At 44.1% G+C, this 25,554-nt stretch carries 26 protein-coding genes; 20 read left to right on the top strand and 6 right to left on the bottom strand.

From position 1 onward, the window contains the following. A partial coding sequence (locus VM640_RS15905) for a transposase (RefSeq protein ID WP_325394017.1) occupies nt 1-127 on the bottom strand: 127 nt, incomplete at its 3' end. A 75-nt stretch (nt 128-202) separates the two neighbouring features. Next, a complete protein-coding gene (locus VM640_RS15910; protein ID WP_325393977.1) occupies nt 203-1,420 on the bottom strand; it encodes an ATP-binding protein in 1,218 nt (405 codons plus the stop codon). A gap of 349 nt (nt 1,421-1,769) precedes the next feature. On the opposite strand from VM640_RS15910, the gene dltC reads away from it, so the two are divergent. The 10 genes from dltC (at nt 1,770) to VM640_RS15955 (ending at nt 12,425) form a co-directional block, all read left to right on the top strand. Further along, nucleotides 1,770-2,009 carry a D-alanine--poly(phosphoribitol) ligase subunit DltC gene (dltC, locus tag VM640_RS15915; RefSeq protein ID WP_349255229.1) on the top strand — a complete coding sequence of 80 codons (240 nt, stop codon included), beginning with the start codon at nt 1,770-1,772 and terminating at the stop codon, nt 2,007-2,009. Continuing rightward, entirely contained in the window at nt 2,006-3,244 is a 1,239-nt protein-coding gene (gene dltD, locus VM640_RS15920; protein ID WP_325393979.1) for a D-alanyl-lipoteichoic acid biosynthesis protein DltD, read from the top strand. The genes dltC and dltD (VM640_RS15920) overlap by 4 nt, the downstream gene beginning before the upstream one ends. Then, on the top strand, nt 3,231-3,374 hold the full coding sequence (locus VM640_RS17220; RefSeq protein ID WP_414648020.1) for a teichoic acid D-Ala incorporation-associated protein DltX: 144 nt from the start codon (nt 3,231-3,233) through the stop codon (nt 3,372-3,374). The genes dltD (VM640_RS15920) and VM640_RS17220 overlap by 14 nt, the downstream gene beginning before the upstream one ends. Nucleotides 3,375-3,454: 80 nt before the next feature. After that, nucleotides 3,455-5,113 (top strand): D-alanine--poly(phosphoribitol) ligase subunit DltA, encoded by a 1,659-nt coding sequence (dltA, locus tag VM640_RS15925; RefSeq protein WP_325393981.1) that lies wholly within the window; start codon nt 3,455-3,457, stop codon nt 5,111-5,113. Then, nucleotides 5,110-6,291: a D-alanyl-lipoteichoic acid biosynthesis protein DltB gene (gene dltB, locus VM640_RS15930; protein WP_325393983.1), complete on the top strand. Its 1,182-nt coding sequence runs from the start codon at nt 5,110-5,112 to the stop codon at nt 6,289-6,291. Before dltA ends, dltB begins: the two co-directional genes overlap by 4 nt. A 129-nt stretch (nt 6,292-6,420) precedes the next feature. Beyond that, nucleotides 6,421-7,767: a D-alanyl-lipoteichoic acid biosynthesis protein DltD gene (gene dltD, locus VM640_RS15935; RefSeq protein WP_325393985.1), complete on the top strand. Its 1,347-nt coding sequence runs from the start codon at nt 6,421-6,423 to the stop codon at nt 7,765-7,767. A gap of 33 nt (nt 7,768-7,800) precedes the next feature. After that, complete coding sequence (dltD, locus tag VM640_RS15940; RefSeq protein ID WP_325393987.1) at nt 7,801-9,030, top strand: D-alanyl-lipoteichoic acid biosynthesis protein DltD; 1,230 nt, start codon at nt 7,801-7,803, stop codon at nt 9,028-9,030. Nucleotides 9,031-9,258: 228 nt separating this feature from the next. After that, entirely contained in the window at nt 9,259-10,428 is a 1,170-nt protein-coding gene (locus tag VM640_RS15945; protein ID WP_325393989.1) for a Fic family protein, read from the top strand. A 126-nt stretch (nt 10,429-10,554) separates the two neighbouring features. After that, the gene (locus VM640_RS15950; RefSeq protein ID WP_325393991.1) at nt 10,555-11,862 is read left to right on the top strand and encodes an HD domain-containing protein; all 1,308 of its coding nucleotides are present in this window, start codon (nt 10,555-10,557) and stop codon (nt 11,860-11,862) included. 14 nt (nt 11,863-11,876) lie between these two features. Further along, a complete protein-coding gene (locus VM640_RS15955; protein ID WP_325393993.1) occupies nt 11,877-12,425 on the top strand; it encodes a Panacea domain-containing protein in 549 nt (182 codons plus the stop codon). A gap of 87 nt (nt 12,426-12,512) precedes the next feature. Here VM640_RS15955 and VM640_RS15960 read toward each other — a convergent pair whose 3' ends face one another. The 3 genes from VM640_RS15960 to VM640_RS17100 all read right to left on the bottom strand — a co-directional run bounded on the left by VM640_RS15960 (nt 12,513) and on the right by VM640_RS17100 (nt 13,942). Beyond that, nucleotides 12,513-12,770, bottom strand: a complete 258-nt coding sequence (locus tag VM640_RS15960) for a hypothetical protein (RefSeq protein WP_325393995.1) — start codon at nt 12,768-12,770, stop codon at nt 12,513-12,515. Nucleotides 12,771-13,030: 260 nt separating this feature from the next. Next, a complete protein-coding gene (locus tag VM640_RS15965) occupies nt 13,031-13,564 on the bottom strand; it encodes a hypothetical protein (protein ID WP_325393997.1) in 534 nt (177 codons plus the stop codon). A gap of 267 nt (nt 13,565-13,831) precedes the next feature. Further along, nucleotides 13,832-13,942 carry a zinc ribbon domain-containing protein gene (locus tag VM640_RS17100; RefSeq protein ID WP_349255230.1) on the bottom strand — a complete coding sequence of 37 codons (111 nt, stop codon included), beginning with the start codon at nt 13,940-13,942 and terminating at the stop codon, nt 13,832-13,834. Between the two features lie 102 nt (nt 13,943-14,044). On the opposite strand from VM640_RS17100, the gene VM640_RS15970 reads away from it, so the two are divergent. The 7 genes from VM640_RS15970 to VM640_RS16000 all read left to right on the top strand — a co-directional run bounded on the left by VM640_RS15970 (nt 14,045) and on the right by VM640_RS16000 (nt 17,713). Beyond that, complete coding sequence (locus tag VM640_RS15970; RefSeq protein WP_325393999.1) at nt 14,045-14,314, top strand: type II toxin-antitoxin system RelE family toxin; 270 nt, start codon at nt 14,045-14,047, stop codon at nt 14,312-14,314. A 13-nt stretch (nt 14,315-14,327) separates the two neighbouring features. Continuing rightward, complete coding sequence (locus VM640_RS15975; protein WP_325394001.1) at nt 14,328-14,540, top strand: hypothetical protein; 213 nt, start codon at nt 14,328-14,330, stop codon at nt 14,538-14,540. Nucleotides 14,541-14,642: 102 nt separating this feature from the next. Beyond that, nucleotides 14,643-15,194 (top strand): site-specific integrase, encoded by a 552-nt coding sequence (locus VM640_RS15980; RefSeq protein WP_325394002.1) that lies wholly within the window; start codon nt 14,643-14,645, stop codon nt 15,192-15,194. 396 nt (nt 15,195-15,590) lie between these two features. Continuing rightward, nucleotides 15,591-16,460, top strand: coding sequence for a HipA domain-containing protein (locus VM640_RS15985; RefSeq protein WP_325394004.1), 870 nt, complete (start codon nt 15,591-15,593; stop codon nt 16,458-16,460). A 14-nt stretch (nt 16,461-16,474) separates the two neighbouring features. Then, a complete protein-coding gene (locus VM640_RS15990) occupies nt 16,475-17,197 on the top strand; it encodes an HIRAN domain-containing protein (protein WP_325394006.1) in 723 nt (240 codons plus the stop codon). Between the two features lie 28 nt (nt 17,198-17,225). After that, nucleotides 17,226-17,579, top strand: a complete 354-nt coding sequence (locus VM640_RS15995) for a hypothetical protein (protein WP_325394008.1) — start codon at nt 17,226-17,228, stop codon at nt 17,577-17,579. After that, the gene (locus VM640_RS16000) at nt 17,576-17,713 is read left to right on the top strand and encodes a hypothetical protein (protein ID WP_325394010.1); all 138 of its coding nucleotides are present in this window, start codon (nt 17,576-17,578) and stop codon (nt 17,711-17,713) included. Before VM640_RS15995 ends, VM640_RS16000 begins: the two co-directional genes overlap by 4 nt. A gap of 51 nt (nt 17,714-17,764) precedes the next feature. Here the strand turns inward: VM640_RS16000 and VM640_RS16005 are convergent, their stop codons facing one another. Then, complete coding sequence (locus VM640_RS16005; protein ID WP_325394012.1) at nt 17,765-19,885, bottom strand: cell wall-binding repeat-containing protein; 2,121 nt, start codon at nt 19,883-19,885, stop codon at nt 17,765-17,767. A 153-nt stretch (nt 19,886-20,038) separates the two neighbouring features. On the opposite strand from VM640_RS16005, the gene VM640_RS16010 reads away from it, so the two are divergent. The 3 genes from VM640_RS16010 to VM640_RS16020 form a co-directional block, all read left to right on the top strand. After that, nucleotides 20,039-22,699 (top strand): S8 family serine peptidase, encoded by a 2,661-nt coding sequence (locus VM640_RS16010; RefSeq protein ID WP_325394014.1) that lies wholly within the window; start codon nt 20,039-20,041, stop codon nt 22,697-22,699. A gap of 122 nt (nt 22,700-22,821) precedes the next feature. Beyond that, complete coding sequence (locus tag VM640_RS16015; RefSeq protein WP_414648021.1) at nt 22,822-24,420, top strand: N-acetylmuramoyl-L-alanine amidase; 1,599 nt, start codon at nt 22,822-22,824, stop codon at nt 24,418-24,420. A gap of 464 nt (nt 24,421-24,884) precedes the next feature. Then, a partial coding sequence (locus VM640_RS16020; protein ID WP_325394015.1) for a cell wall-binding repeat-containing protein occupies nt 24,885-25,554 on the top strand: 670 nt, incomplete at its 3' end.

Genomic DNA, 25,554 nt, shown 5'->3' on the forward strand with positions numbered 1-25,554 from the left:
TTGTGATCTCAGGATATTTTAAAAACAGTCTGCGTCCTGAGATACCTTTAAGCATTTTGGCAATGTAGGAGGGTGCAATCTTGGGATGAGCCGAGACAAAGACGTGTACATGATCGTTTTCACCCACTTCACATTCAGCAACGTGAAGCGGATGAAGACTTTAACCTCATCAAAGGATTGTTGGCCTCGTTTTTTCGTAATCTTAAATTAACCATGCAGGTACAAGCCAGTTCTTTTTATCAATAGGAAGGAAATCACTTGCAAGGCAGATAACACAACCGTTTCCAATATTAAGCCCAGTTTTTTCGAGAACACCAAAATGGCGTATCGCATCCTTCGAAGGATTTCCACTTTTCTTGATTTCGATAGGGTAGAGGGTGTTGTTCTCATGGATAATCAAATCAATTTCCCTTTGGTCTTTATCGCGGTAATAAAAAAGGGGTGCTTTTTTGCCAGCATTATAGTAGCTTTTAATTATCTCGCTGACAACCCAGGTTTCAAAGAAGGCGCCTGACATTGCTCCAAACTCTAAGGCTTCAGGAGTAGTCCATTTAGTAAGGTAGGCACAAAGCCCAGTGTCGAGAAAGTACATTTTTGGCGACTTGATCATGCGCTTTAAGACATTGTTAAAATAAGGTTCCACTAAGGCGACAAGACCCGAGGAGACGAGAATAGATAACCATTGCTTGGCGGTGGGGGGACTAATCCCAGTATCCTTGGCCATTTCGGCGTAGTTTAGCATTTGGCCTGTCCTTGCAGCGACGCAGGTGAGAAATCGGATGAAGGATAACTCGTCGCCAACCTGAGTCAGATCCTTAATGTCACGTTGTAAATAGGTTTGTACATAGGACGAAAAAAACAGATCCGTACTTACGTTATCGTTCGCGTATAAAGCGGGCATACTCCCCCGATAAATCCTTGCAAATACTTCATTTAGTTTGAGTGGTTTAGCTGTTTTCAACTTTCTCATGATGTCCTCTGGGTTAATATTGAAAGGGATAGAAGACTGCCCTGTAAGTTCACTATTCGCTAACCCTAACAAGTTGACAATTCCCACCCGACCCGCTAATGATTCACTTGCATTTTTCATTAAGTGAAACATTTGTGAACCAGTGAGCCAAAAGTCACCATTTCGTCCGTTTTTATCGACTTGCATCTTAATGTACGGTAAAAGCTGTGGTGCGTACTGAATTTCATCGATAATAATAGGCGTCTCAAACCTTTGTAAAAACAGAGCGGGGTCTGATACCGCCAGTTCACGAAGCAGTGGGTCGTCAAGAGTAACATATCGACGATTCTCATCTGCAAGCCGTTTTAGCATTGTGGTTTTGCCGACTTGCCTGGGTCCAGTTATTAAGAGCACAGGAAAACTATTCTGAATTTGTAATACTGTTTTTTCCATAGCACGATCAATGTACATTTTCCACCTCCGACTAAAGTAATATCCGACTTTATTTTAGTCGATCATTATTAATTTGTCAATATATACCATATGCAAAACAGGCTAATGTTTTGAAATTGCATCATCGACTTGAATCGTTTACAATAGAATTGTTGTCTATTCCATATTCCGCAAGAGGCTGCTAGTTTGAACATGGGCATTCGGTTTACCTTTCGGTTGGATGAAGAAACAGATGGCACAACTGTTTGTGTGTTAAAAAATATAGGTGATAATGACCATACGCTGCGACTTCCAAACAGGGGACAGGTACGGCGTTTGGGAACGCCCTACCTGTCCCCTGTCTCAAGAAATTTAGGAGGAATAAATCATGATTCGGGAAAAGATATTGGAAACGTTAACAGAACTTTGTGGGACGGATGAGATTAAGAAAAATCCCGACGTTCAGCTCTTTTCAACAGGCTTATTAGATTCCTTTGGGATCATTCAGCTTTTTGTTGCGATCCAGGAAGAATTAGAGATTGAGATAGCACCGACGGAGGTCACGCGGGAAGAGTGGGCTACTCCGAATCAAATTATCCAGTATCTCGAGGAGCGCACTAAGGAATGATCCGGAAACGCTGGCTGGCGCTTATTTTGGCACTTGCTTTATTTATTCTGACGCTGGGGTCGATTGTTCCTGTCGGTCGCATGCTGCTCGACCATTTCGCTTTTAAGCCGGGTGTCCTGCAAGCGATTGCTTCTTCGCAAACGCCCGTCGCTTTTCAAGGACTCATTTTTCAAGAGAAGGCCTTGACGATGTCAGATATCCTTCCGGTGTATGGTTCCTCCGAGTTTTCGGCCGAGTCCGAGTTTCATCCCTCAAAGCTTTTTGACGGTAAACCGGATGGGTTTGTGCCCTTCCTCATTGGCAGAGGGGGGAGTCAGAGCCTCGTTCATGTGTTAAGTTTAGCGGCTCAAGGGGAAACGTTACAGGGTAAAAAAGTAGTGGTTATCCTTTCGCCCCAGTGGTTCTTAACGGAGGGAATTTCGTCGCAGTACTTGGAGCAGAACTTTTCGCCCCTGCAAACTTACCAGATTCTCGAGGATCCGCAGCAATCAGCAGAAATCAAACGCGAATTGAGTCAACGTTTGTTGGAGTTTCCAGACGTTATCGCCAAATATCCCATCCTTAGGCGAAACCTGAGTCTTTACAGTCAGCAGGAAACCCCAGGGGATACTAAACCGAAAGTGGTGTCAGAGCTTCGCCAAGTACTGCTGACGTCGGCTGGACGGATTGAACGTTGGCGTTTGGAAGTTCAAGATCTTTATGCGACATCATTGTTTGTCCCCTTAGTGCATGAAGACGTGATCGCCAGAAATGCGGTGAATACCTCTTCCCAAACGCTCGATTGGACCAAACTTCAGGAAAAGGCCGAAAAACGTGGTCTTGAATCGACGGGCAATAATTCCTGGAGGATTCTTGATTCGTATTATACGAAGTATATTGAACCTAACCTGGCCCAAAGTTACGGTTCAGAAGCAGGAGTAAAACTTTATCCTTCTCCGGAATATCAAGATCTTCAGCTTCTGATGAAGGTTTTACAGGAACAAGGGGCCCAGGCCATGTTTGTCATTGTTCCGGTCAATGGTGTTTGGTATGATTATACAGGCTTTCCTGTTCAAGAAAGGGCTGCCTATTACACAAGGGTCAAAGAAATGGTTCAGCAAAACGGGTTTGAACTTGCGGATTTTTCCCAGCACGAATATGATCGTTATTTCCTTCAAGATATTATGCATCTGGGATGGAAAGGATGGGTCGCAGTTGATCAAGCAATGGATGAGTTCTATCATGAAAGGTCCTAAAGGATGGAATCCTACCCTCCTTTGGGTGGGACGCATATTTTACTATTACTTCATCCTAATCGCACTTTTCTATCTTTATGTCGTCCAGAAACAACATACGCCGGCACCTTATATCTATAATAATTTCTAAGAAGGACGACTTGATTCGAGTCCAGGTTTGTTTTTTAAATTATTAGCGGTATCGAATTAAAAAAGAGGTTGTAGTGTAATATGCTGATAGAAACAATCGATCAATGGGCATTAGCTTGTCCGGAGCGTGTGGCACACCACTATCGGGAACATACGCTTACCTACGCTGAGTTAAAAACGGATTCAGATGCGTTAGCTTTATGGATTCATGAAGCACTCGCCGGCCAGAAAGCGCCGATCGTGGTATATGGTCATAAAGAAAATGAAATGCTGGTCGCTTTCTTGGCCTGTGTCAAGGCCGGGCATGCTTATGTCCCAGTGGATACCTCGGTCCCCTTGGAACGAGTTCGGCAGATCCTGGAGGCTTCCGGGACAGCGCTTCTTCTCTCCCCTCAGAGCGTTCCGGAAGAGTTGAAGCTTACTGGTCTCATCATCAAGGAAAATATTAAGGTGGCAAATTTTCTTGCACCCTATCTCGGCCACACTCCAGATTCAGCATGGTCTGTCGGGGAAGAAGACGTCTACTATATCATTTTTACCTCCGGCAGTACGGGGACGCCGAAGGGGGTACAAATTACCCTCAAGGCCTTGGAGAGCTTTCTCAATTGGGTGAATCCAACCTACGGCCCGGAAACGCTGAAGGAAGTTTTTCTGAATCAGGCGCCTTTTTCCTTTGACCTCTCCGTTATGGATCTTTATATGTCTTTGAGCACCGGAGGAACACTCTGGAGTATTGATAAAAAAGAGATGGCTAATGCGCGGGAACTCTTTCAGTCCTTAGCTCGCTCGGGCGTGACCTTTTGGGTTTCGACTCCGTCCTTTGCGGATATTTGTTTGATGGATAAAAGTTTTAACCAAGAACTGTTACCGAATCTAAAACGCTTTTTATTCTGTGGTGAGGTTTTGGCTCATGATACGGCTTCAAAACTGTTGGAGCGGTTCCCGGGAGCGTTGGTTGAGAATCTCTACGGGCCAACCGAAGCAACGGTAGCGGTGACCACGGTAACGATTACTTCCGAAGTTTTGGAACGTTATAACCCACTGCCGGTCGGCAGAGTTAAAGCGGATGCACAGCTCCTGATTTGTGCCTCAGACGTTTTGAACGAAGAACTTGCACGAGGAGAACATTTAGAACGAATAGCAAATGGGCAGGCTCAGGACAACGAGACCGACGAATTCAATAAAAATGAAGGTCAAGATGAACTGCGCATCCTATCGTGTCCTCCTCAGTCCTTACCTGAGGGCGAGCGTGGTGAAATCGTGATCGCGGGTCCGAATGTCAGCACAGGCTACTTGAATCGCCCGGAGCAGACACGGAAAGCCTTTTTTAGCTGGCGGGATTCCTCAGGTGAGATCTGGCAGGCATATCGGACAGGGGATGCCGGGGTTTTGACCGAGGGCTTGCTCTTCTTCTTCGGGCGCCTTGATTTCCAAGTCAAGCTGCATGGCTACCGCATTGAGCTAGGAGATATCGAAGAGAATCTGCGCAAGCTGCCGGGGGTGGAAAATGCAGTTGTTTTGCCGATGGAACGACACGGTAAAGTCGATTATCTTCATGCGTTTTTAACCACCTCGGAACTGATCGAAGACGCCTTCCAAACGTCGCAACGGTTGAGAGACGGATTGCATAAAAATTTGCCTGATTATATGCTGCCTCGACGCTTTACGTTTCTGGAGACTATGCCGATGACTCCCAACGGTAAGGTGGACCGCCGGGCCTTGAGAGGAGAGACACAATGACACCCTATGAGAACTTCTCGTTTTTCATCTGGATGCTTGTCCCCCTCGGACCTGCCGTTTTACTTGGGCTTCTCGGGGTATCTGGGCGCATTCGCTCCCTGTGGCTGATTTTCTCAACCGCATTTATGATCTGGCTGATTTATCGACCGGTCATGAGTTTAGTTCAAGTGGCTGGGTTTTTCTTATGGGCCTATCTAATCGTTCATTTCTTCCTGAAATTCAAACAGAGTGATCGTGGCAACCAAGCTGAAAAACTGAAACGGGTCTACCATCTAGCAATCTTAGTTTCTCTTTTGCCCTTGGTCCTGGTGAAACTCAACCCGTATGCACTGGCGCTCGGGGTTTGGCAATCGCCACTGGGTTTTCTGGGAATCTCCTATGTGACTTTCCGGACGGTCGGAACGGTGATTGAGATTCGCGATGGTCTGATCAAGAAAGTGAAGTTCTTAGATTTTCTTTCCTATGTTCTCTTTTTTCCGACCTTGGCTTCCGGCCCGATCGATCGTTACCGGCGTTTTCTCGGAGATTTGGAGAAGAAGCTTACCCGCAAAGAATATACGGAGAGTTTAGCGGAGGGAATCGATCATATTTTCCGGGGATTTCTCTATAAATTTGTGATCGCTTATCTGATCAATAAGCATAGCCTGGCTTGGTTGAACACTGTTCATACGTGGTGGGCTACGGTTCAATATATGTATTTCTATAGTTTCTACCTCTTTTTCGACTTCGCGGGCTACAGTGCGTTTGCGGTCGGCGTGAGTTATATCCTCGGCATCCGGACACCAGAAAACTTTAACAAGCCGTTTATCGCTAAGAATATTAAAGACTTCTGGAATCGTTGGCATATTTCCTTATCTTATTGGTTCCGCGATTATATCTATATGCGTTTTGTCTTGGACTCGGCCAAGAAAAAACGCTTTAAAAACAAATACACGACAGCCTATGTTGGCTTTCTCTTGAATATGGGCATGATGGGGATTTGGCATGGGACTGAGCTTCGATATATTGTTTATGGACTCTACCATGCAGCCTTGATGGTTGGTTATGATTGGTTAGAGCGAAAAAATAAAACCTACAATTTCTGGAAAAAAGGGCGGGTCTGGGATGGCTTGGCTATCGTAGTAACCGCGCATTTTGTGTTCTTTAGTTTCCTAATCTTTTCCGGGAGGCTGTTCTAGGCGAACTTTTTCTTAAGCTTTACTTAAGATTTATGAGTATAATAAACTTAAGGCAAAAATTAAGATTCTTATTGAACTAATTTTTATCGAACAAATTGCTGTCGAGAGTGTGGAAGCGAGGGAAGCGCTATGAACCTTAAGCTTCAGAATGAAAATGAAAAAGCGGGTAAATCAGGATCCCTATTTGTGCATTTAATGATGATCTTGAGGCACGGGCGGAATCCGTTTGTAGCTGTCTTGATTGGTTTAGGTTTATTCATCGGGACGATCTATACTTCCGTTCCCCTGAGCGAATTTTGGGTAAAAAATGTGGATTTAAAGCCTGGAATGGTGGCAGCGATGGGGGTTACTCCCAACTTTGATACGTTTCAAGGCTCGATTTTACAAGAGATGGCGTTCGCTAATTCGAAGATTTTACCGCTCTATGGATCCTCGGAGATGTCGATGATTTATGATTACCACCCGGCTCAAGTTTTTACGCCAGAGACGGGAGTGACCCCGTTTCTGATCGGCAAGGGAGGAACCCAGACTTTAATCCATGTCTTAAACCTAGCAGCTCTGGGCGATGAAGTTCGCGGGAAGAAATTAGCGATTTTTCTAACCCCTCAATGGTTCGGTTCAGGGGGAATTTCTGAATCAACCTTTGCTGGTAATTTTTCAGCGCTCCATGCCTATGAGATCATGCAAAATCCTCAGCTTTCTCCACAGTTGAAACAAGAGGTGGCTCAGCGCCTCCTCCAATTTCCTACGGCCTATCAGGATTTCCCCTATTTAGAGAAACTGTTAGCGCTTCAAGCAAAACCGGGCTGGAGCTCACCGATCTTGAGGCTTGTCTACGCCGTTCCTTCCCAGATGGAATATGCTTCGCTAGCGCTTCAAGATGCGGTTAAAACGGATTGGCAGGTCAAAAGGCTACCGCGGCAGACGGTTGCGCGTTATTCGGGAAATGCTTCGAAGCTCCAAATCGCGTCGAGCCAAGTGAAGAAGTCCCCTGGAGCAGTGGCGTACTCACCGATCCGACTCCAGTGGGATCAATTACGGACGCAGGCGGTTAGAGAGGGGAAGGCGTCGACGGATAATAATCCGTTTGGTATGGATAACGGATTTTACGCCAGTAATATTCTCCCCAAGCTTCAGGAGCGCGAGGGTTCGGATAAAAATGCGGAGTATTCTTCCTCACCAGAGTATAGTGATTTGAAGCTCTTGATGAAGGTTTTAAAGGAAGAGGGTGCGAAACCCTTGTTTGTGATCCTCCCCATGAATGGTCGGTGGTCGGATTACACGGGTATTTCCAGCACGGAACGCCAAAACGGTTATCAGCGGTTAGCGCAGATGGTTCAGACGGAAGGGTTTGCTTTGGCAGACTTTTCGAGTCATGAAAAAGATGACTATTATTTGCGGGATCCCTGGCACCTTGCCTGGAAGGGCTGGGTCGATGTGGATGAAGCCCTGGATCAATTTTATCGTAGTAACTAAAGCGAGACGGATTTTCTAAATTTGAGGTGGATAATGATGTTTTTCCGGCGCTTTGGGCCGATGCTTATTGGGTTAGCGTTTTTCTATCTCACTATTTTGGGCATGAAACCGCTAACCGCATATGTTAGTGATCATCTTTGGCTCAATCAGCCGGGGACGATTGAGGCGATTGGTAGGAAAGCTCACACTGAGGTCATGCTGGGTAATCTACTGCAAGCGAAGGCTTTGGTCACCCCAGATATTCTGCCCTTTTATGGTTCCTCAGAGTTGGAGACGGGCTTTGAGTTTAATCCGATGAATGTTTTTAGTCATCGTCACGCGGGTTTTACGCCCTTTATCGTTGGCCGAGGTTCAGTGCAGTCGCTAGTTAATCTGCTTAATCTTGCAGGTCAAGAGAATTTACAGGGACGGAAACTTATTTTCACCTTCTCACCTGACTGGTTTGCTCAGCGCAAGGGATTGGACAATGATCGTTTAGCGATGAACAGCTCGCCCCTCCATATTTATCAGACGATGCTTAGTCCAAGTCTTGCGCCTGAACTGAAGCGGGAAATCGCTCAGCGAATTCTGGAGATCCCTGGGGTTCTTAACGAGGATCCCTTCTTACAAAATTACCTTCAAGCCTATATAACTCCGGGGAACTGGTCGCAAATGAAAGTTCTTAGTTATCGGCCACAGGCTGAAATTGAGTGTGCCGCGCTGGAGATCCAAGATGCCCTAAAGGTTCGGGATTTGATCCAAGAGGCCCGATCTCAAGAAGTTAAGCCAGTCCCACCTGATAAAATTGAGATCCCCTGGGATACGCTTGTCAAGCAATCAGAGCAGCGAGGGAAGGCTTTGATTTCGAACAACTTGAATATTCTCGATACACTTTACCCGAAACAAGTGAAACCCGGAGCGCAAGGCTCTTGGTCCAAACTCAAGTTATATCCCTCCAAAGAGTATGATGATTTCGATTTAATGCTGCGCGTACTCCAGCAAAAGGGGGTCAAGCCGCTCTTTGTTTTGATCCCGGCCAATGGGCAGTGGGCAGATTACGCAGGGTTTCCCCCTCAAGAACGGAAGGACTATTATCAGCGGATACGGTCGATGATTCAAGCCAAAGGATTTACGCTTGCGGACTTTTCCAGTAAAGAATATGAACCCTATTTTATGCAGGACTCGTGGCATTTAGGCGTAAAAGGATGGGCTGAAGTGGACGCAGTGATCGATCAGTATGTGCATTTTGACGGGGGAGCTACTTCAGTATCGGTTAAGAGTTAATTCATTGGAATTAAACGTTTCAATTCGGATTTCTTCCACATTATAACTATATATTATGTTCTTGTATTTGCATTTTCCATATTTATAATAGTACGCTGGTTAATATGTAAATATTAACCAGCGTACTGACCCAAAAGACCAACTTCTAATCTAGTTTGTTTTAAGCCTTTTTGTGGTATACTTTAATTGATAGTTAATGATACTAAAATAAATCATTTGGAGGAAGCTATGGCTATGGAACTGGAAACCTTTACAGAGATGTTTGGTGATAAAAATGCCTTAGATTTTAAAAAACTTAAGTATAAATTTGGCGAGAAAAACCTCGTGGAATACTTGGAGACCCTGAAGGAAAATTTTTATCAGGAACTTCCTTTGCCTGACTTTAAGGGCAAGCCGCTAGTGCTACTTCCTGCTAAAATCAGCCTCACGACGCAGCTTACCAAGGCGCTTGCAGCGTCCTATCTGGGAGAAAAATATGGTCTCCAAGCTATGGAGGATGAAATCATAGCAACGCTATCTATTGAACAGATTGACTCCTCAAGGGAGAGTGTAAGAAGGATCTTGCAGGGTGGCGCGCCCGTAACAAGTAATGAGAACAAAGCGTATGGGATTAAGCGGGGCTTAGATTTTATTGCGGATACGGCTAACAAAATTACGGAGGAAAATTTATACCGGTTATATAAGTTAGCAGTTGGTGATTTTTTGGAGGACGAGGATCGGTTAAAGACGGATCATAAATATCGTCACGATGTAGTCTATGTGGTGGGGCAAAACATTGAACATCAAGGACTTACGTATCAGTTGCTTCCGAAGTATATGTCGACGCTCATTGACTATCTTCATCAAGAGGACAGTCTGGATCAAATCGTCAAATCCATCGTCCTGCACTACTATTTTGCCTATCTTCATCCTTATTTTGATGGCAACGGAAGGATGTCGCGGTTATTACAGCTTTGGTATCTGGCCCAAAAAGGCTATACAGCTTCTCTCTTCATTCCTTTTTCAACTTACATCAATGGAGGTAAGGGCTTATATTATAAAGCCTTTACTTCCATAGCCGATAATTTTAAAGTGTCTCAAATTTTAGATGTTACGCCCTTTGTAACCTATTTTATCGATCAGGTAGTAACCAAGCTTCCGCAAAAAAATGAGCCATCCCAGGCTCTCGATCAGTTTAATAACCTACTTCAAACAGGGGTAATTACAGCTAAGGAAAGGGATTTGTTTCATTACGTACTGTCTGCTTACGGCATCTGTGAATTCTCAACCAAGCAATTGGAGAAGGATTATAAAAATGCAGCCTATGCCACAATCCGCAGCTTTGTTCTCAAACTGGAAAGCAAAGGCCTGCTAGCTTCTCAGAAATATGGCAACAGGATACGTTATCGACTGAAGTAAAAATTAGCTTATACATAGTTCTAATTTCTGAATATTTATTTTTAGCCTAAATAAAGGAAAACATAATCTTACGTAGAAATTATTTAAAAGAGTTCAAAAAATGAATAGAGTTCTTACGGAGGATTTATGAAAGAAGGTAAACAATTCGAAAGATTTCGTGATCCAATTCACGGGTTTATTGAAGTTACTCCATTAGAACTAAAGATCATAGATAGTGCTCCCTTTCAACGTTTACGAGGAATTCATCAGCTAGCTTTAACTCATCTAATTTATCATGGTGCAGAGCATTCAAGATTCGGACATTCCTTAGGAGTAATGCATTTAGCATCAAGGGTTTTTGATACAGTAATAGCAAAGAATCCTAAAATATTTTCAGATGCTCAAAGAGAATGGTATCGGCAGATTTTAAGATTAATCGCCTTGACCCATGATTTAGGACACCCACCATTTTCTCATGCATCAGAAAGTATTCTAGCGATAGGTCTGGAACATGAAGATTTTACTGAGAAAATTATAAAAGAGACCGAAATAGCAGATTATATAAATGAAATTGGACAAACTCTTGCGGCTAACTATGGGTCTGATGATTACGCGATTTCACCAGAGCTCATAAGTGATATATATTTAGGACGAAGCGGAGATAATCCTCATTTTATATTTCTGAGGAAGTTCATGGATAGCGAACTAGATTGCGATAAAATGGATTATCTATTGCGAGATTCTTATTATTGTGGTGTTAAGTATGGTAGCTTTGATTTGGAAAGACTTATTGGGTCGATAGATATTTACGAACGAGAGTCGCAATTATGGCTTGCAGTAGATAAAGGCGGAATCCACGCGGTTGAAGAATTTATACTGGCTAGATATTTTATGTTTGTACAAGTTTATTTTCACCGTGCACGTCGGTTATATGATAAAATGCTCACGTGGTTTCTTCAGGAGGAATTGCCGGATAAACGGTATCCAAGCGATGTTCATGAATATTTGAAATGGGACGATGCAAGGGTTTGGGGACTAATAAAAGAGAAAGAATCTAGTAATGAATGGGCAGACCGCATTATTAATCGAAGGTTATTTAGTGTAGTAGATGAGTCATCCACTCATTCTGGTTATGAAGAGAGCCGGATTAGTAATATAATTCTGAGCGATTTACGGAGAGAAATTGGGAGAGAATCTATTATTGTAGACTCAGCTGATAAGGCTCCTCATAAAATTCCTTCTAGACATGACATAGATGACGAGAAAGCAATTCCTGTAATTGTACCATATTCCCAATATCCTGTTTCATTGAGCGATGAATCTGGAATTATAAATAACATTACAAAACCAATAAATATAATTAGAATTTATGCTAAAGAGGAATATTTTGATAAGGCAAAAGCAATATGTGAACAACGAAGAAAAGATATGATTGGAACGAGTGAAGAAGATTAAGGAGTGAATAAAAAATGACGATTGGTAGCTTATACTCACTTATAGAGATGATTTACCAAATAAAGCCTCCTGGTAAAAAAACCTTACAAAAGCTTGTATATCTTATTCAGGAAAAAGGGGCTAATCTAGGTTATCAATATTGTATTCATTATTACGGGCCGTATAGTTCTGTATTGGATTACTCCCTCCAAAGTTTAGAAAGGTTAGGAATTATAAAATTGAAAAGGCAGGGGATGGGCTCCCTTATAATACCAAATAGTATGCAAGACATTCTAACTGAAGAAGAGGATGTTTCTAAATTAAGTGAGATGGATATGGAGATTATTAAATATGTTTTGGAGAAATTCGCTCATAGATCTCCCAAAGAACTTGAATTGATTACGACTACAGACTTTGTAGCTAAAGACATATTTAGGAAAAAAGGTTATGTCAATAAGATGGAAATTATCAATGGTGTAATACACATTAAGGATACGAAATTTTCTCAATTGGAAATTGAAAATGCAATAGATTTACTTTTGGAAGAAGGGTACTTAGATTTAAAGCAGAGGTATATTTGTTAAATACTTGATTCATAATGTACAAGAGTAAACTTTATACGAGTTCGGTTCATTAAAAGGCCACCGCATCCTTACGCGGTGGCCTTTGATTTATCTCAAATGTTGTTGTAACAGCGGGAAAATCTCCTTTGCTGTATCCGGATTCACCCAGTAGAGCGACCAGGCGGCGGCTCCACCAAGGTTGTAGCGGTCAAGCAAGTCGAGTTTCGCGCCCAAACTCTGGATATCATCATAATACACAGTGTGCAACGCTTGTTTATCGTCACGGGTCAGGCATACGTTGCTTAATACGCAATAGACCCATAATGAGTAACAACTTACCTTCGCTAAAGACCCATTTAAAAACATTTAGTTCTAATTGTTTATTTAGTGTTATATAATGGTTGTGCTTACTCATGATGGTAATTAAATCAGAAAGAGGTGTAATATGACAAGAAGAGTTATCAAGACATCATTTGTTTTGGCAATATTTATCTTGCTACTATTCTCTTCCAATGTTTTTGCGGCACAGAGTTTGCATTAATATTAATGTCATAATCGACCCATAAAACGAATTAAAGTAGGGCTCTCACCTATTTGACGAGAGTCCTACTTCAATTAATGTTTTTTTACCGCCCGGCAGGGGCTAGTTCCACTTGTTCACTTGTCTTTTCAGTTGGTTTTAAGTAGTCGTTTTGAGGGGGAACGTCAAAAAGCGAATCATGCCCCAGCCTAGCTGCTGCGAAGGTAGTAAGCATTCCGTACGCAATACTACTAAAAACATAGGATAGATTACTTGCTGCATCTTTAGGCTTAACACTATTCTTAGGAACAACATTTGGAATGGCAGTAGCGATTGCGCCTATAGCAATCCCAGACATTATTCCTTTAGACATAAGCTTATCGCGACCGTTTTGGGACATGCGCTTAATGATGTAATTAGCTCCAAGGATGCTCACGGCAGAGTTCATAATTAAACCAAGAGCCTGTCCTTTAAGGCTGCTTGCTTCATTCTTTGATACGAACATTCCTGCTGCAGCTTCCCGATAAGATCTTTTGGATATGCTTGCTTGCCTAGATATTTCATCGACAAGTGTCATTCCTACCAAACCAATAAGGCCTGAGACAATTGAAAGTGTATCTCTATCTTTTATTTTTGCCATAGTAAGTAATACCTCCTATAAATCATTTGCTATTTTCCGCTATTTTCTGATTAAATAAGACAAATTACACGTGGCAAATTAAGTTACCAGTTGTAGATTTATACCAATAAAATGAACAATTAACGTCAATCATACTTCATAAAAGACCCATTTACAGTGACGTACTCCCACCACCTAAGAGGTGGGGGCTTCTTGGGACGTACCAACTAATGTTAGTATGATTACCAAGCTATCCCCGTTCGCCCAACGGTTCTTTGTGTGTATGAATTAGGCTATGCCCAATATCCGGCAGCCTTCGTTTTTGATGTTGATGGCAGCATTGATATCTCTGTCTAGTTCAGTACCGCAATGCTTACACACCCATGTTCTGTCAGACAAACGTCAATTTGTTATTTCTGTTTTTGCAAAAGCGACAAAGCTCACTGGAAGGAACCACTTGTCCACCATGGAAAGAGCGAATACATAGTATAGTTGAAGGGGGTGAAGAGCTTGCAAATTGTATATTCCAGAGTTGCGATCAAAGTAATCAATAGTCTTGATAAGTCTATAAAGCAGAGAATCAGAACAGGAATAGAAGGGCTGCTTGAAGTACCTCCAAAGGGTGACATCAAGCAAATGCAGGGTATAAATCCTCCTGTTTTTCGTTTACGAATAGGAAAATATCGGGTATTATATGAGTATACTAATCTTAATGACGAAGAAGTCATAATGATTAAGGATATCGGATCACGAGGGGACATATACAAGTAAGGGAGATGATAGTATGTCCGCAGTTTCAAAGCAAATTATTGATATGATTGATATGCTTCCAGAGTCGGAACAGGAATTGGCATTTGAAATGATTAAGAGAATGGTCCTTGCATGGGACAGCGATTTCACAAAGCTAACCCCTCTGGAGAGAGAGAGGTTAACTCAATCCGAAAAAGAAATAGCCAACGGTGAAACCGTTAGCCATTCGGACATTGACTGGAACTAGACCTAAAGTAGTGACTATGATGTCAGTAGCGAAAGTGCCACTAGAGCTGGATTGGTCGTTAAATCCGGTTGAAAAGGTGGACAAAATCATTCATCTGCTACTTTGATAAACCATAAACTGCTTTACATTAGCGACACTGCCCTGCCTCACGTTCTGAAAAAAGAGCGTGGGGCTTTTTGCATATCCGTATTTGTCGGCACTATCGGACCTAGCGACAGTGCCAATAGTGCCGCGAAAAAAACTAGCGAAAGAAGGGAAATCATGGCTGGCATATTGAAAGAATATGGCGTCCATCTGAAAGTAGATGGCAAGTCACCTAGGACAATGGAAAGCTACCTTGGTGATGTGCAGGAGTTTCTGGACTACCTATCACTAGAAGGAGTGTATAATGCTGCGGTAATCCAGAGGCAACATGTGACCGCTTTTCGCAGTCAATTGCTTTCCAGAGAACTGAAACCCGCCACCATCAACAAGAAAGTGAACAGCCTCGCTTGTTTCTGCGCTTGGTTGCATAAAGAGGTAGCTGAGAGGTTTTGCAAGGAACTGGCCGAGGAGCGTGAAAGCTTGAAGAACGGAGATCTAAAAAAATGGGTTAATGACCCGTACACGATCTACAGAACCACATTCTGTTCATTTTCGGGGTATATGGTATAGGCTTCTTCATTCTGTCAGGGCCATGTTATGTTGGTAAAACCTCTTCTACATTAAACATGAGAGTAATATACTAAGCTTCAGAGTGTAGAGAATTCCCATGTTAGTGGATTGACTTAAAAAATTCGAAGCAAAGATGTTAAGATACTGCTCTAATGTATTAGTTAGGGAATCAAAAGATGAAGACTAATCCGGCACCGCAGCCGAATGGGTGATACTGAAAGTAACTGGCATAAAAGTTTTGTGTTACAGAAAATATTACTGTAATGAGAGAAAGATTTGGGTGATGTGATTTCATAATATCTATGTTATACTATTAACAGTAGCAGAATATAACCAATTAGCTGATCTGTGAGTATAATAATGGTATAGGATAAATTCTATGGATTGGTTGAATATATGCTTAAAGATTTTAGTTCTTGGAAAGAGTATGAAGGAGCCTCTGAAGGTAGTGGTCGCAGTGAAAAGATTTGGCTGGTTAATCCTGATAACGGGGATATTGGGTTGTTTAAATTCCCTAAAACAGAGTTTACTACCGAGCACTTATCAGAAAAGATTGCTGCCGATATTGCCACACTGATTAATGTTAAATGCATGAAGGTGGACTTAGGGGTATATGATTCAAGAGTAGGCTCTTTAGACTATAAAATTAATAGGGAAAATGAAAACTTAATTGAGGGAATACGACTAATTAACAAGTATTATCCTCATTTCAATGAAGAAATTTTGTACGATAGTGAAAGAGACGAATATTATTCGTTGGAAATGATATTAAAGTCTCTTTCTAAATATAATTTTCAAAGAGACTTTCTTTTAATTCCTATATTCGATTTCCTCATAGGGAATACGGATAGGCACCAAAGCAACTGGGCAATTTTACAAGAGGATAAAGGTTATAATTTATGTCTGGTATATGACAATGGTTCTTCCCTTTGTTGTTATGTACCAGAGTCTCAATTAGACAGTTATTTAGGAAATGATAAACGACGATTTCAGTCCCTCGTTGATACAAAGTCAAAATCTAGGATCAGAATAGATAAAAATCTAAAGAAAGAACCGACCCATTTACAAGTACTAGAGTTTCTACGAGTTAATTATTTTAATGATGTAATAGATCTTGTTATGACAATAAAAGACAAGATTGATGAGTATAATTTAGATATTCTGTTGGATGAATATAGTAATTTTATGAGTATTAAAAGGACAATTTTAATTAAAAAATTTTTATTGGAAAAAGTAAAGTTAATGTCTGAGCAGTTTGATCTGTGAAAGGAGGAAAATGCGTGTCATTAAAAGCTGGAAGAGATTACATCTATTTAATCTGGAAAGAGCCTAATACAAGGAGAAATTATATTGTTGGGCAATTGTCTAAGAATGGCCAATATGAATTCTCTTACGGGCACGAGGTAGAAGATGCAATTAAAGAAGGGTTTGAGTTGCTGATACCTTTTAATGATATTAATAAAGTTTATAAAAGTGACACCTTATTTTCTATTTTCTCCAGCAGGTTGCCGGATAAGAAAAGAAGAGGCATTGAAAAGGTTCTTTCAAAATATGGACTTCAGGAATATGAAGAGTATAAATTGTTAAAAAGAAGTGGAGCAAGATTACCAATTGATAGCCTAGAATTTATTGATCCAATCTTAGGAGAATTTCAAGGAAAAATCGCAAGAACTTTTTATATTGCTGGAGTAAGACATCAAATGTTTTGTAAGGGTGAAGATTGTAATACAGCCCTTGATCTAAAAATTAGCGATAAGTTAAAAATTGAATTAAATCCTGAGAATGAGCATGATAAATATGCAATTAAAATAGTTGATCCAACGGGTGTCCTTATTGGGTATTTACCAAGGTATTATAGTGAGAGTATGACAAATCTTCTAAAACAAGGAGCAAAATATGATTGCACTGTACTAGAAGTAAATAAAGAAAATGAATGTCGTGAATGCATAAAGGTAAAATTAGAAATTGATACTGATACTGAGGATATGAAGAAAATTAGCTAAATTTATCTTAAGAAATTTCTCCTCGGATATGCTTCCCATAAACAAAATAATAGTTGCAAAAGAGTCTTTCGCTTCGGCGGAGGGCTCTTTTGGCGTTTCAACACAAACTACGACAAGCATTCCTGCATTAGAAGAATATGGTGGACAAGATAATGGCTCGATATTAGAAGGTGTGGGCAATTTATTTGAAACCGAGGGAGCAGCAACGCTGGCAGACTTTCCTGATGTACTTGGCGATTATTTAACTCAACCGAGTACGACTATGATTCAAACGGCATATCCCCATCGAATCAAACAGTGGAGGTACTTGTTTACTCCAAATGACACAACGGATTTCATGATTCAACAGACGAAAGAGTATTTAAACACTGGAGATCCTTGAATGCATCGGGCTATAAAATCTATGATCAATCCTTTAACCTCATTACGAATATTTTTACTAAACGAGCAAAAGTTGCTACTGCTACGGCTGAGATAAGTCAGTTAAATGGGGTAATCCAAGTTGAGCGTGCGTGATTTGACGCTTACATTAAAACGCCACCGCAGGATTATGCGGTGGCGCTTCGATTATCTTAAATGTTGTTGTAACAGCGGGAAAATCTCCTTTGCTGTATCCGGATTCACCCAGTAGAGCGACCAGGCGGCGGCTCCACCAAGGTTGTAGCGGTCGAGCAAGTCAAGTTTCGCGCCCAAACTCTGGATATCATCATAATAGACAGTGTGCAACGCTTGTTTAGCATCGGTATAAGTGAAGGTGGGAATACCCACTGGATCCGCGGCTGAGGTTTGACGTTGGGGTGTTACCTTATACTGCGTGATCAGATTTTGGGCACCGGCAAGACTTACGGAGCTGTAATTATAGCTGGGATCGGTGGAAGTGGAAGCTGTGTCAGGCGTCCAATCTCGACCATAGTAGGGCATTCCGAGAAGAACTTTGCTCATCTCCACGTTATCTGCTTTGGTATAGTCTAAGACCTTTTTCATCCAATCGATAGGTGCGATCGGTCCCGGGGTGGCTTTACTGTAGTCATAGGTCATGATATTAAGATAATCGGCATATTGGGCCAGAACATGGTAACTGTATTCCTGATTCCAGTCGTTGGCGTAAGTTCGCGCCGGGACGGCTAGAACGACAAGTTTATTTTGCCCATGGAGCGAGGTAGAGAGCTCTTGCGTAAACTGGTTAAAGTTTGGTCCGGAGGTGTCGCTCATATACTCAAAGTCAATAACCACACCATCCGCGCCTGTTCGTTTGAGCATGAGATTGATATTTTGAATCAGGTTTTGCCGACTCGTGGGCGTGGCCAGCATCGAATCTAAGGCAGCCTTCCCTTCTTTCGTCCAATCCGCGTACAGGCTGGGTAAGACTTTCATACCCCGGCTATGCGCTGTATTGACGACGAGGGCATAATCTGGACTCGCCTCAGCCCAGGGTCCGCTAATGGAACCATCGGCAACGGTTTGACCGCTAGCGATCAGATTTAATTGATACCAATGCGGCGAGACCCAATCGACCGAATCTGTCGCTTGACCCGGAATCAGGCTGATCTCCTTGAGAAAATTCGTCGCATCACTGCCATAAGCTTGTAAATACTGTAAAGAAATTCGGGACTGGAGCGAACCCGTGCGGATAATGCTCTCGAGGCCAAAAGGAATCACACCTATTCCCCCTAATAGCGTAAAGGAAGCTCCGTCGAGGCGCCGAACACCGAGATAGCCGCTTGACGCTGAACTGAGTTCTTCAGCATTTTTCGGCACGAGCAGAATCGGATGGTTCTGCTTGGCCGCTAAGACGGCACCGGCCAGAGCGTCGGGGAAGTCTTCCCCAGTAGCCACATAGATCGACGAACGATCATAATTAAGGGTATTCAGCACTGCTAGATTTGTTGCATAGCGGTCAATTCCAGATATCCGCGTGACACTGATCTGCTGATCTTGTAAGGCCTTTTGAATGGCCGGATCAATGACACCTTCCCCGCCAACCAGGGCTACGTTCTTGACACCTAAGGTTTTTAAGGTATTAAGAGTAACCTCAGGCAGTGTTTTCTGGTCGGTTAAAAGGAGCGGGATTCCTTGATTCGCGGCCGAGGAGGAAATGCTTAAAGCATCAGCAAACGAATTTCCAGAGGCGAGATAAGCTTGATTCGCCTGCGGAACAGCTTTTAAAGCGATGGCCGCCGCCGTTTGATAGCGATCATTGCCGCTTAAACGCTCCACCGTAAGGTTTTGGGCTTTAAGCGTCGTTTCAACTGTTGAAGAAACGGCACCTGTTCCCCCGAGGATATAGACTTTCGTCGCGCCGAGACGTTTGATTTCCTCGAGCACGCCTGAAGAGAGGGTGGCCGAATCCGTTAAAAGCAGGGGACCTTTCGCCTGTGAGCTGTTGGCGAGCACTGCTCCAGCCAAGGCATCGGGAAAATCATCCCCTCGAGCTAAGACAACGGCTGGTGCTTGAGCCCAACCTGTTCGTGAAATTTCGAGGGCGGTCTCAAAGCGCGTGCTTCCTGCAAGACGCGTAGTTTGCGAGAAAGTAGAGTCTGCTAAGACTAAATTGGAACCCACTGGGTTAGCGAAAAAAAGGGTAAGGGTTGCCATCGAGGCGAGTAGAGTCAAGGTGACCTTTTTCTGGAAACCAGTTTTAATTTTAAACACGTTAACATCCTCAGCTCCTTCAAAAGATTCTTTCATTAGTCATAGTTCGCGAAAAACTAAGTATTTCCTCTGTCAGAAAGGAAAAAAACGTGTCCGCAGCGAATTCTTAGAGAAGATTCCGTTGTAAATAATTAAGAAACATAGGGTGAGGAAAGCAAGATGCCCAAGAAGACAGATAAGAGCAATATAATGAAGCAAAAAAATAAGAAGTTGTTAAAAAAAGGACTTTGTCTCGGATTAACCCTGTTTCTTCTCATGGGCACTAATCCCGCCCTCTTAACAAGGCAATCTTCTTCTCAGGTGCAGGACATGCGGTCTGTTGCAGAGGCTACATCGCCTGGCAGCGTTACTGGCCCACTTTATGGGGGTGAGTCCGCTCCCGCGAGCACTTCGATGAGTACTCAGGTGAATCCAAGCTTAGCTGCTGCTGAGGGACAAGCTCAAGACCTTGTCGGACGTCTGGTTGTGAAGCTTAGTCCGGGTACTTCCCCGGAGAAGATTGCTCAAAGTGTTCAAGCTGAACTGGCGCGAACAGGTCCCTTACAGTTTATAACACTCACGGTTGAGCCTAGCCGTGTGAATGAGGTTATGGCTGAGTTAAAAAATCAGCCTAGCGTCTTAAATGTCAGTCTTAGCCAGAAAGTGAAACTCGCGACTTCTGGAGTAGCGCCATCAATTACCGATTCTTACTATTCAAAACAATGGGGGTTAACTAAAACTGAGGTGCCGCAAGCTTGGGACCTAGGTGCCACAGGGAAGGGAATCACCGTCGCAGTTGTAGATACCGGTGTGGATAACAAGCACCCTGATCTTTCAGATAACCTAGTTTCCGGTTATAATGCCATTACAGGACAGACAGGACTGCCCGTGACTCAGGATAACAATGGTCATGGTACCCATGTTTCGGGGATCATCGCCGCGGAACTCAATGGAACCGGGATTGTCGGCGTAGCCTATCAAGCAAAAATTATGCCGGTTAAAGCGATGGACAGTACAGGTGAAGGAAGCGATGATATCATCGCCGACGGGATCGTGTGGGCCGCGGATCATGGAGCAAAGATTATTAACTTAAGTATTGGGGCAGATACTCAAGAGGAGATTTTAAAAGAGGCTATCCAGTATGCTAATGATCGAGGCTGCTTAATCGTGGCCGCAGGAGGGAATAAGGAAAAGACCACGAATTTTAAGACGATCACCTATCCGGCCGCCGATCCTCAGGTCTTAGCGGTGACGGCAACAGATGAAGAGGATCATTTGGCTCCCTTCTCCCTAACCGGTCCCAATGCAGCTTTAGCGGCACCCGGGACGAACATTTTCAGTGACTATTGGCAAGATGGCTCCGATTATGCAACTTCGGATGGGACGTCGATGGCCTCACCCTTCGTTGCCGGAGTAGCCGCTCTGGTTTGGAGTGCCCATCCGGACTTTGCGGCCAGTCAAATTCGCCAGGCCCTTGAGGATTCTGCTATAGATTTAGGAACGCCTGGTCGAGATTCCTCTTTTGGGTATGGCCGTGTGGATGCTTATTGGGCGGTGAGGTTTGCGGCTAAACCGGAAACATTGACTTCTTCCGCCAGTGTTTCCTGGGCCGGCGGGACGATCCAGGGAGGTTCGACTAAGACTGTTGCTCAATTAACTGTGCCGCCGCGGGCTTTTGGTTCAGATCCGACCCAAAGTCCTCAGGTAAGTATCGGTATGCCAACGGGAACGGCAAAGCTACCCGACGATGTCAATTCGATCGGGGAGCCTCTTGCTTTAGCTTGGACGGTCAAGACCCCGGTCCAAAAGTTCCTTCAACTCTCACTGACACCAGACGCCGCAAGCTACGTGCCTGATTCGACCCGTCTCCTCTATATTTACCACTGGTCAGGTACACGCTGGCTCAAAGTCGGAGGAGGCGTGAAGTCGGGTACAGTGACCGTCGGGATTACGGAGCCAGGCATCTATCAGATCGGTTCGGCCGCCCTTCCCCAAGCGGCCCGTTTAGCTGGGGCTGACCGACTGGAAACCGCAATTCAGATCGCCCAGACCGGGTTCCCGGACGGCACCGATACAGTTCTGCTGGCCCGAGCGGAGGATTTTCCGGATGCCTTAGCGGGTGCACCCTTAGCTTATAAAAATCATGCGCCGATCCTACTTACCCCAGCCACTGATTTACCCGCCAACGTCCTCGCTGAAATTCAACGCCTGAATCCGCAAAAGATCATTCTCCTCGGGGGAATCGGAGCTATTTCTCGAACCATCGAGCAAGAACTGCAAGCAAGCTACAGTGTCACGCGTTTGGGTGGAGCGAATCGTTATGCGACTGCTCAACAAATTGCGGGTGCGTTGGGCATGACCGGGGAGGCTGTGGTCGTCAACGGGAATAACTTCCCGGATGCAATCTCAATGTCTTCCATAGCCGCCCAAAATGGTGTTCCGATCCTGTTAACCTCGGTCAATACCTTACCGTCAGAAACAGATCAGACGTTAAGACAGTTGGCGGTGAGTGGGACGGTCGCCGTTGGAGGAGAAGGCGTGATTGCTGCCAAGACGTTCGATTCCCTCCCCAATCCGTTCCGGCTTTCCGGTCAGGACCGCTATGAAACCGCTTCAGAAGTTCTGAAAGCTTTCCCACCGCAAGGGGGAATATCTTTTCTAGCAACCGGCGAGAATTTCCCGGATGCGTTGACCGGAGGCGTCTTAGCCGCTTTAAATAGTACCGATCTCGTCCTCGTCTCGCCCTCAGGCCTTAATGGGAAAGAACAGGCTGTATTACAGGGTTGGAGTGGAAAAGAAGTGGCTGCTTTCGGGGGGACTAGTGTGGTTTCCGATTCACTCTTGACCCAAGTCCAAGCGCTGCTTCGTTGAATAAACTAATTTGCCCAGAAATTGGACCTAAAGTCTCTTCAATTAGTGCAGGATTTAGTAAAACGGTGTCGAAATTTCCAAAGAAAGGTATAAGAAGATCTTAGATAATGGGAGGGATATCTGTGTGGCAACGAATCGTTAAAGGAAGTGCTCTCTTGGTTCTCGGGCTAATGTTTTGGCTTGGCGCCCAAACTCCGGTGAGTGCGTCTCCTTTAGCAGCGGATACAACACGAATTTATGGAGCAGATCGCATCGCAACCGCCATTCGGATTTCCCAAGAAGGTTGGTCGAATACCACAACTGTCCTTCTTGCCCGAGCGGATGATTTTCCCGATTCACTGGTTTCGGTTCCGCTCTCGAAACGCTTAGATGCGCCCATCTTACTGACCTACCCTGAACAACTGGATTCCACCGTACTCCAGGAAATCCAGCGCTTAGGCGCGAAGCATGTGATCGTGCTCGGTGGCGAGGGTGTGATGGGTACCTCCATTACGACTGCCCTCGATCAAGACGGAATCCAGTGGGAACGGATCGGAGGGCAGGATCGCTATGCTACAGCAGCACAGGTGGCTGAGCGCTTGGGAGGAAATGGACAAGTCATACTTACCAATGGTGAGAATTTCCCGGATGCCTTAGCTATTGGTCCGTATGCCGGGTCAAGCGGGACCCCAATTCTTCTGACCCAAGCTACCGAATTACCGCAGTCGACGCGGGCTGAACTGACGAAGCTCGCTGCGAGCAAGACTTATGTCATTGGCGGCGAAGGCGCAGTTTCCTCGAACATTGTTCAAGGGTTAGCCGGACTGCAGCGGCTCTCAGGTAAAGACCGCTATGAAACGGCGGCCAGCGTGTATTGGTTTGCTCAAGAAAATATTTCCAACACCCCTACAAGCGGGATACCCAAAGCGTATCTAGTGACAGGAGAAGACTTTCCCGATGCGTTAGTGGCTGGGGCGCTCGCTGCGAAACAAAATACAACGCTTTTCATGGCTCAGAAAGATAGCTTGCCTGGTGCGACCTATGCGGCCATGATTAATTCCACCGTGAATAATCAACTCTGGGTTATCCTGGTTGGAGGTACGGGCGTTCTTTCGGCTCAAGTCCAAGAGATGGTGGCGGGGACAATCCTACCGTCCTCACTCCTGGCGGGAACGACGATTGTCGTCGATCCAGGCCATGGTGGACCCGATACCGGGGCGATCGGAGCGAGTGGAACCTATGAGAAGAATAATACCTTACCTGTGGGACTTTATTTAGCTGATCTTCTCCGCTCCTCTGGTGCCAACGTCATCCTGACGCGCTCAAGTGATGTATCTCCGGCGGGTGCAGATTATACAGAATCCAATGATTTGCAAGCCCGGGTACAGATCGCGAATCAGAATAAGGCGGATTTATTCGTCAGTATCCATAATGATTCGTTTAGCAATCCCGATGCCGGAGGAACCACGACCTATTATTCAGTAGACAGTTCGGTAGCGAACAAGTCGCAAACCTTAGGTGCTAATATTCAACAAGAGGTGGTTAAGCAGCTGGGGCTCTATAATAGAAACGTGAAAAGCGCAAACTTTTATGTCATTAAAAACACGGTGATGCCAGCGGTTCTGGTGGAGCTCGGCTATATCTCGAACCCTACGGAAGAAAAGCTTCTCGGTTCTGCGGACTTCCAGAAGAAAGCAGCCCTGGGTATCTACCGCGGTATCCTGGCTTATAAAGGATATTAAAAGAGAGTGAAGGTTATATTAAGAATTTCTTAAGGCTCTAGCATTATTGAAGTTTTTTAGGTAAACTAGTAACTAACGACGTTGTACTATTTGTCTCAAAAAAAAACAAATTTTTTTGAGAGGGTTGCAGGAATATAGTTTTCTGTACCGAATAACTATAACGAATGTAGGACCTTTTATAGGTTTCTCATTAATGCGTTCTAAAGGGTAGGCCACCCATGAGACCAAAATCTCTAGGGGGGGGACGCCTCCGTAAAAGGGGTGGGATGCCTTTAGATATTGCGCAATGTCTAAAGATTTGCGGCTTATATAAGGGGGTGAATGCCAACCACGATCGGGCATCTAGGGTGAGGAGAATAGGTACATAAAAACGAGCTCTTTGAAAAATTAAAAAGTGCACGAAGAACCTAAACTCCGGAAGACAGACTCACATTTTCCAAAAAAAGAGAGGAGAAATTTACTACATGAGAAAGACGAAAAAAGCTTTAGCTTCTTTAGCTATTGCTGGGATGGTTCTCTCCATGGCTCCGATGAACGTCTTCGGTGCCACCACAGTTACAACTCGACTTGCAGGTTCTGATCGCATTGCAACAGCAATTGCTGTTGCTGGCCAAGGGTGGACATCTTCGGACAACGTCATCGTTGTTCCTGCTGATGATGCTAACATTGTTGACGCACTGGCAGCTGCTCCTTTAGCAGGCCAACTCAATGCTCCGATCCTTGTAACTTACAAAGGTGCACTGGATCCTACAGTTCAACAAAAAATTGTGGACTTAAAAGCTAAAAATGTTTACGCAATTGGTGCTTTGAGCGCTGACGCAGTCAGTTCTTTAAAAGCAATCTCTGGCGTAACCGTAACTGCACTTCAAGGTGCTGATCGTACCGAAACCGCTGCTAAAGTAGCTGCTCAATTGACCAACATCAAAGGTTCCTTTGTTGTTGCTTATAATGGCACTCCTGATGCAATGTCCGCAGCTTCCTTTGCTGCTGCCAACGGTTACTCCATCCTTGTAGAAAATCCAGATGGAACTCTTCCGGCTAACGAAGCTGCTTACAACGTGGGTACAAAATACACCGTTGGTGGCCAAGCAACAATGACCGGAGTTACCTCTCTGGCAGGTGCTGATCGTTATG

This window comes from Desulfitobacterium sp. (genome assembly GCF_035539115.1).
Taxonomy (GTDB): Bacteria; Bacillota; Desulfitobacteriia; order Desulfitobacteriales; family Desulfitobacteriaceae; genus Desulfitobacterium_A.

Coding starts and splice junctions, on each gene's coding strand:
- dltC (WP_349255229.1), top strand. CDS start 1,770: ATGATTCGGGAAAAGATATTGGAAACGTTAACAGAACTTTGTGGGACG.
- VM640_RS15910 (WP_325393977.1), bottom strand. CDS start 1,420: ATGTACATTGATCGTGCTATGGAAAAAACAGTATTACAAATTCAGAAT.
- VM640_RS15975 (WP_325394001.1), top strand. CDS start 14,328: ATGTCCGCAGTTTCAAAGCAAATTATTGATATGATTGATATGCTTCCA.
- dltD (WP_325393987.1), top strand. CDS start 7,801: ATGATGTTTTTCCGGCGCTTTGGGCCGATGCTTATTGGGTTAGCGTTT.
- VM640_RS17220 (WP_414648020.1), top strand. CDS start 3,231: ATGAAAGGTCCTAAAGGATGGAATCCTACCCTCCTTTGGGTGGGACGC.
- dltD (WP_325393985.1), top strand. CDS start 6,421: ATGAACCTTAAGCTTCAGAATGAAAATGAAAAAGCGGGTAAATCAGGA.
- VM640_RS15985 (WP_325394004.1), top strand. CDS start 15,591: ATGCTTAAAGATTTTAGTTCTTGGAAAGAGTATGAAGGAGCCTCTGAA.
- VM640_RS15955 (WP_325393993.1), top strand. CDS start 11,877: ATGACGATTGGTAGCTTATACTCACTTATAGAGATGATTTACCAAATA.
- VM640_RS15965 (WP_325393997.1), bottom strand. CDS start 13,564: ATGGCAAAAATAAAAGATAGAGATACACTTTCAATTGTCTCAGGCCTT.
- VM640_RS16010 (WP_325394014.1), top strand. CDS start 20,039: ATGAAGCAAAAAAATAAGAAGTTGTTAAAAAAAGGACTTTGTCTCGGA.
- VM640_RS16005 (WP_325394012.1), bottom strand. CDS start 19,885: ATGAAAGAATCTTTTGAAGGAGCTGAGGATGTTAACGTGTTTAAAATT.
- dltD (WP_325393979.1), top strand. CDS start 2,006: ATGATCCGGAAACGCTGGCTGGCGCTTATTTTGGCACTTGCTTTATTT.
- dltB (WP_325393983.1), top strand. CDS start 5,110: ATGACACCCTATGAGAACTTCTCGTTTTTCATCTGGATGCTTGTCCCC.
- VM640_RS15950 (WP_325393991.1), top strand. CDS start 10,555: ATGAAAGAAGGTAAACAATTCGAAAGATTTCGTGATCCAATTCACGGG.
- VM640_RS15960 (WP_325393995.1), bottom strand. CDS start 12,770: ATGTTTTTAAATGGGTCTTTAGCGAAGGTAAGTTGTTACTCATTATGG.
- dltA (WP_325393981.1), top strand. CDS start 3,455: ATGCTGATAGAAACAATCGATCAATGGGCATTAGCTTGTCCGGAGCGT.
- VM640_RS15945 (WP_325393989.1), top strand. CDS start 9,259: ATGGCTATGGAACTGGAAACCTTTACAGAGATGTTTGGTGATAAAAAT.
- VM640_RS15995 (WP_325394008.1), top strand. CDS start 17,226: ATGCTTCCCATAAACAAAATAATAGTTGCAAAAGAGTCTTTCGCTTCG.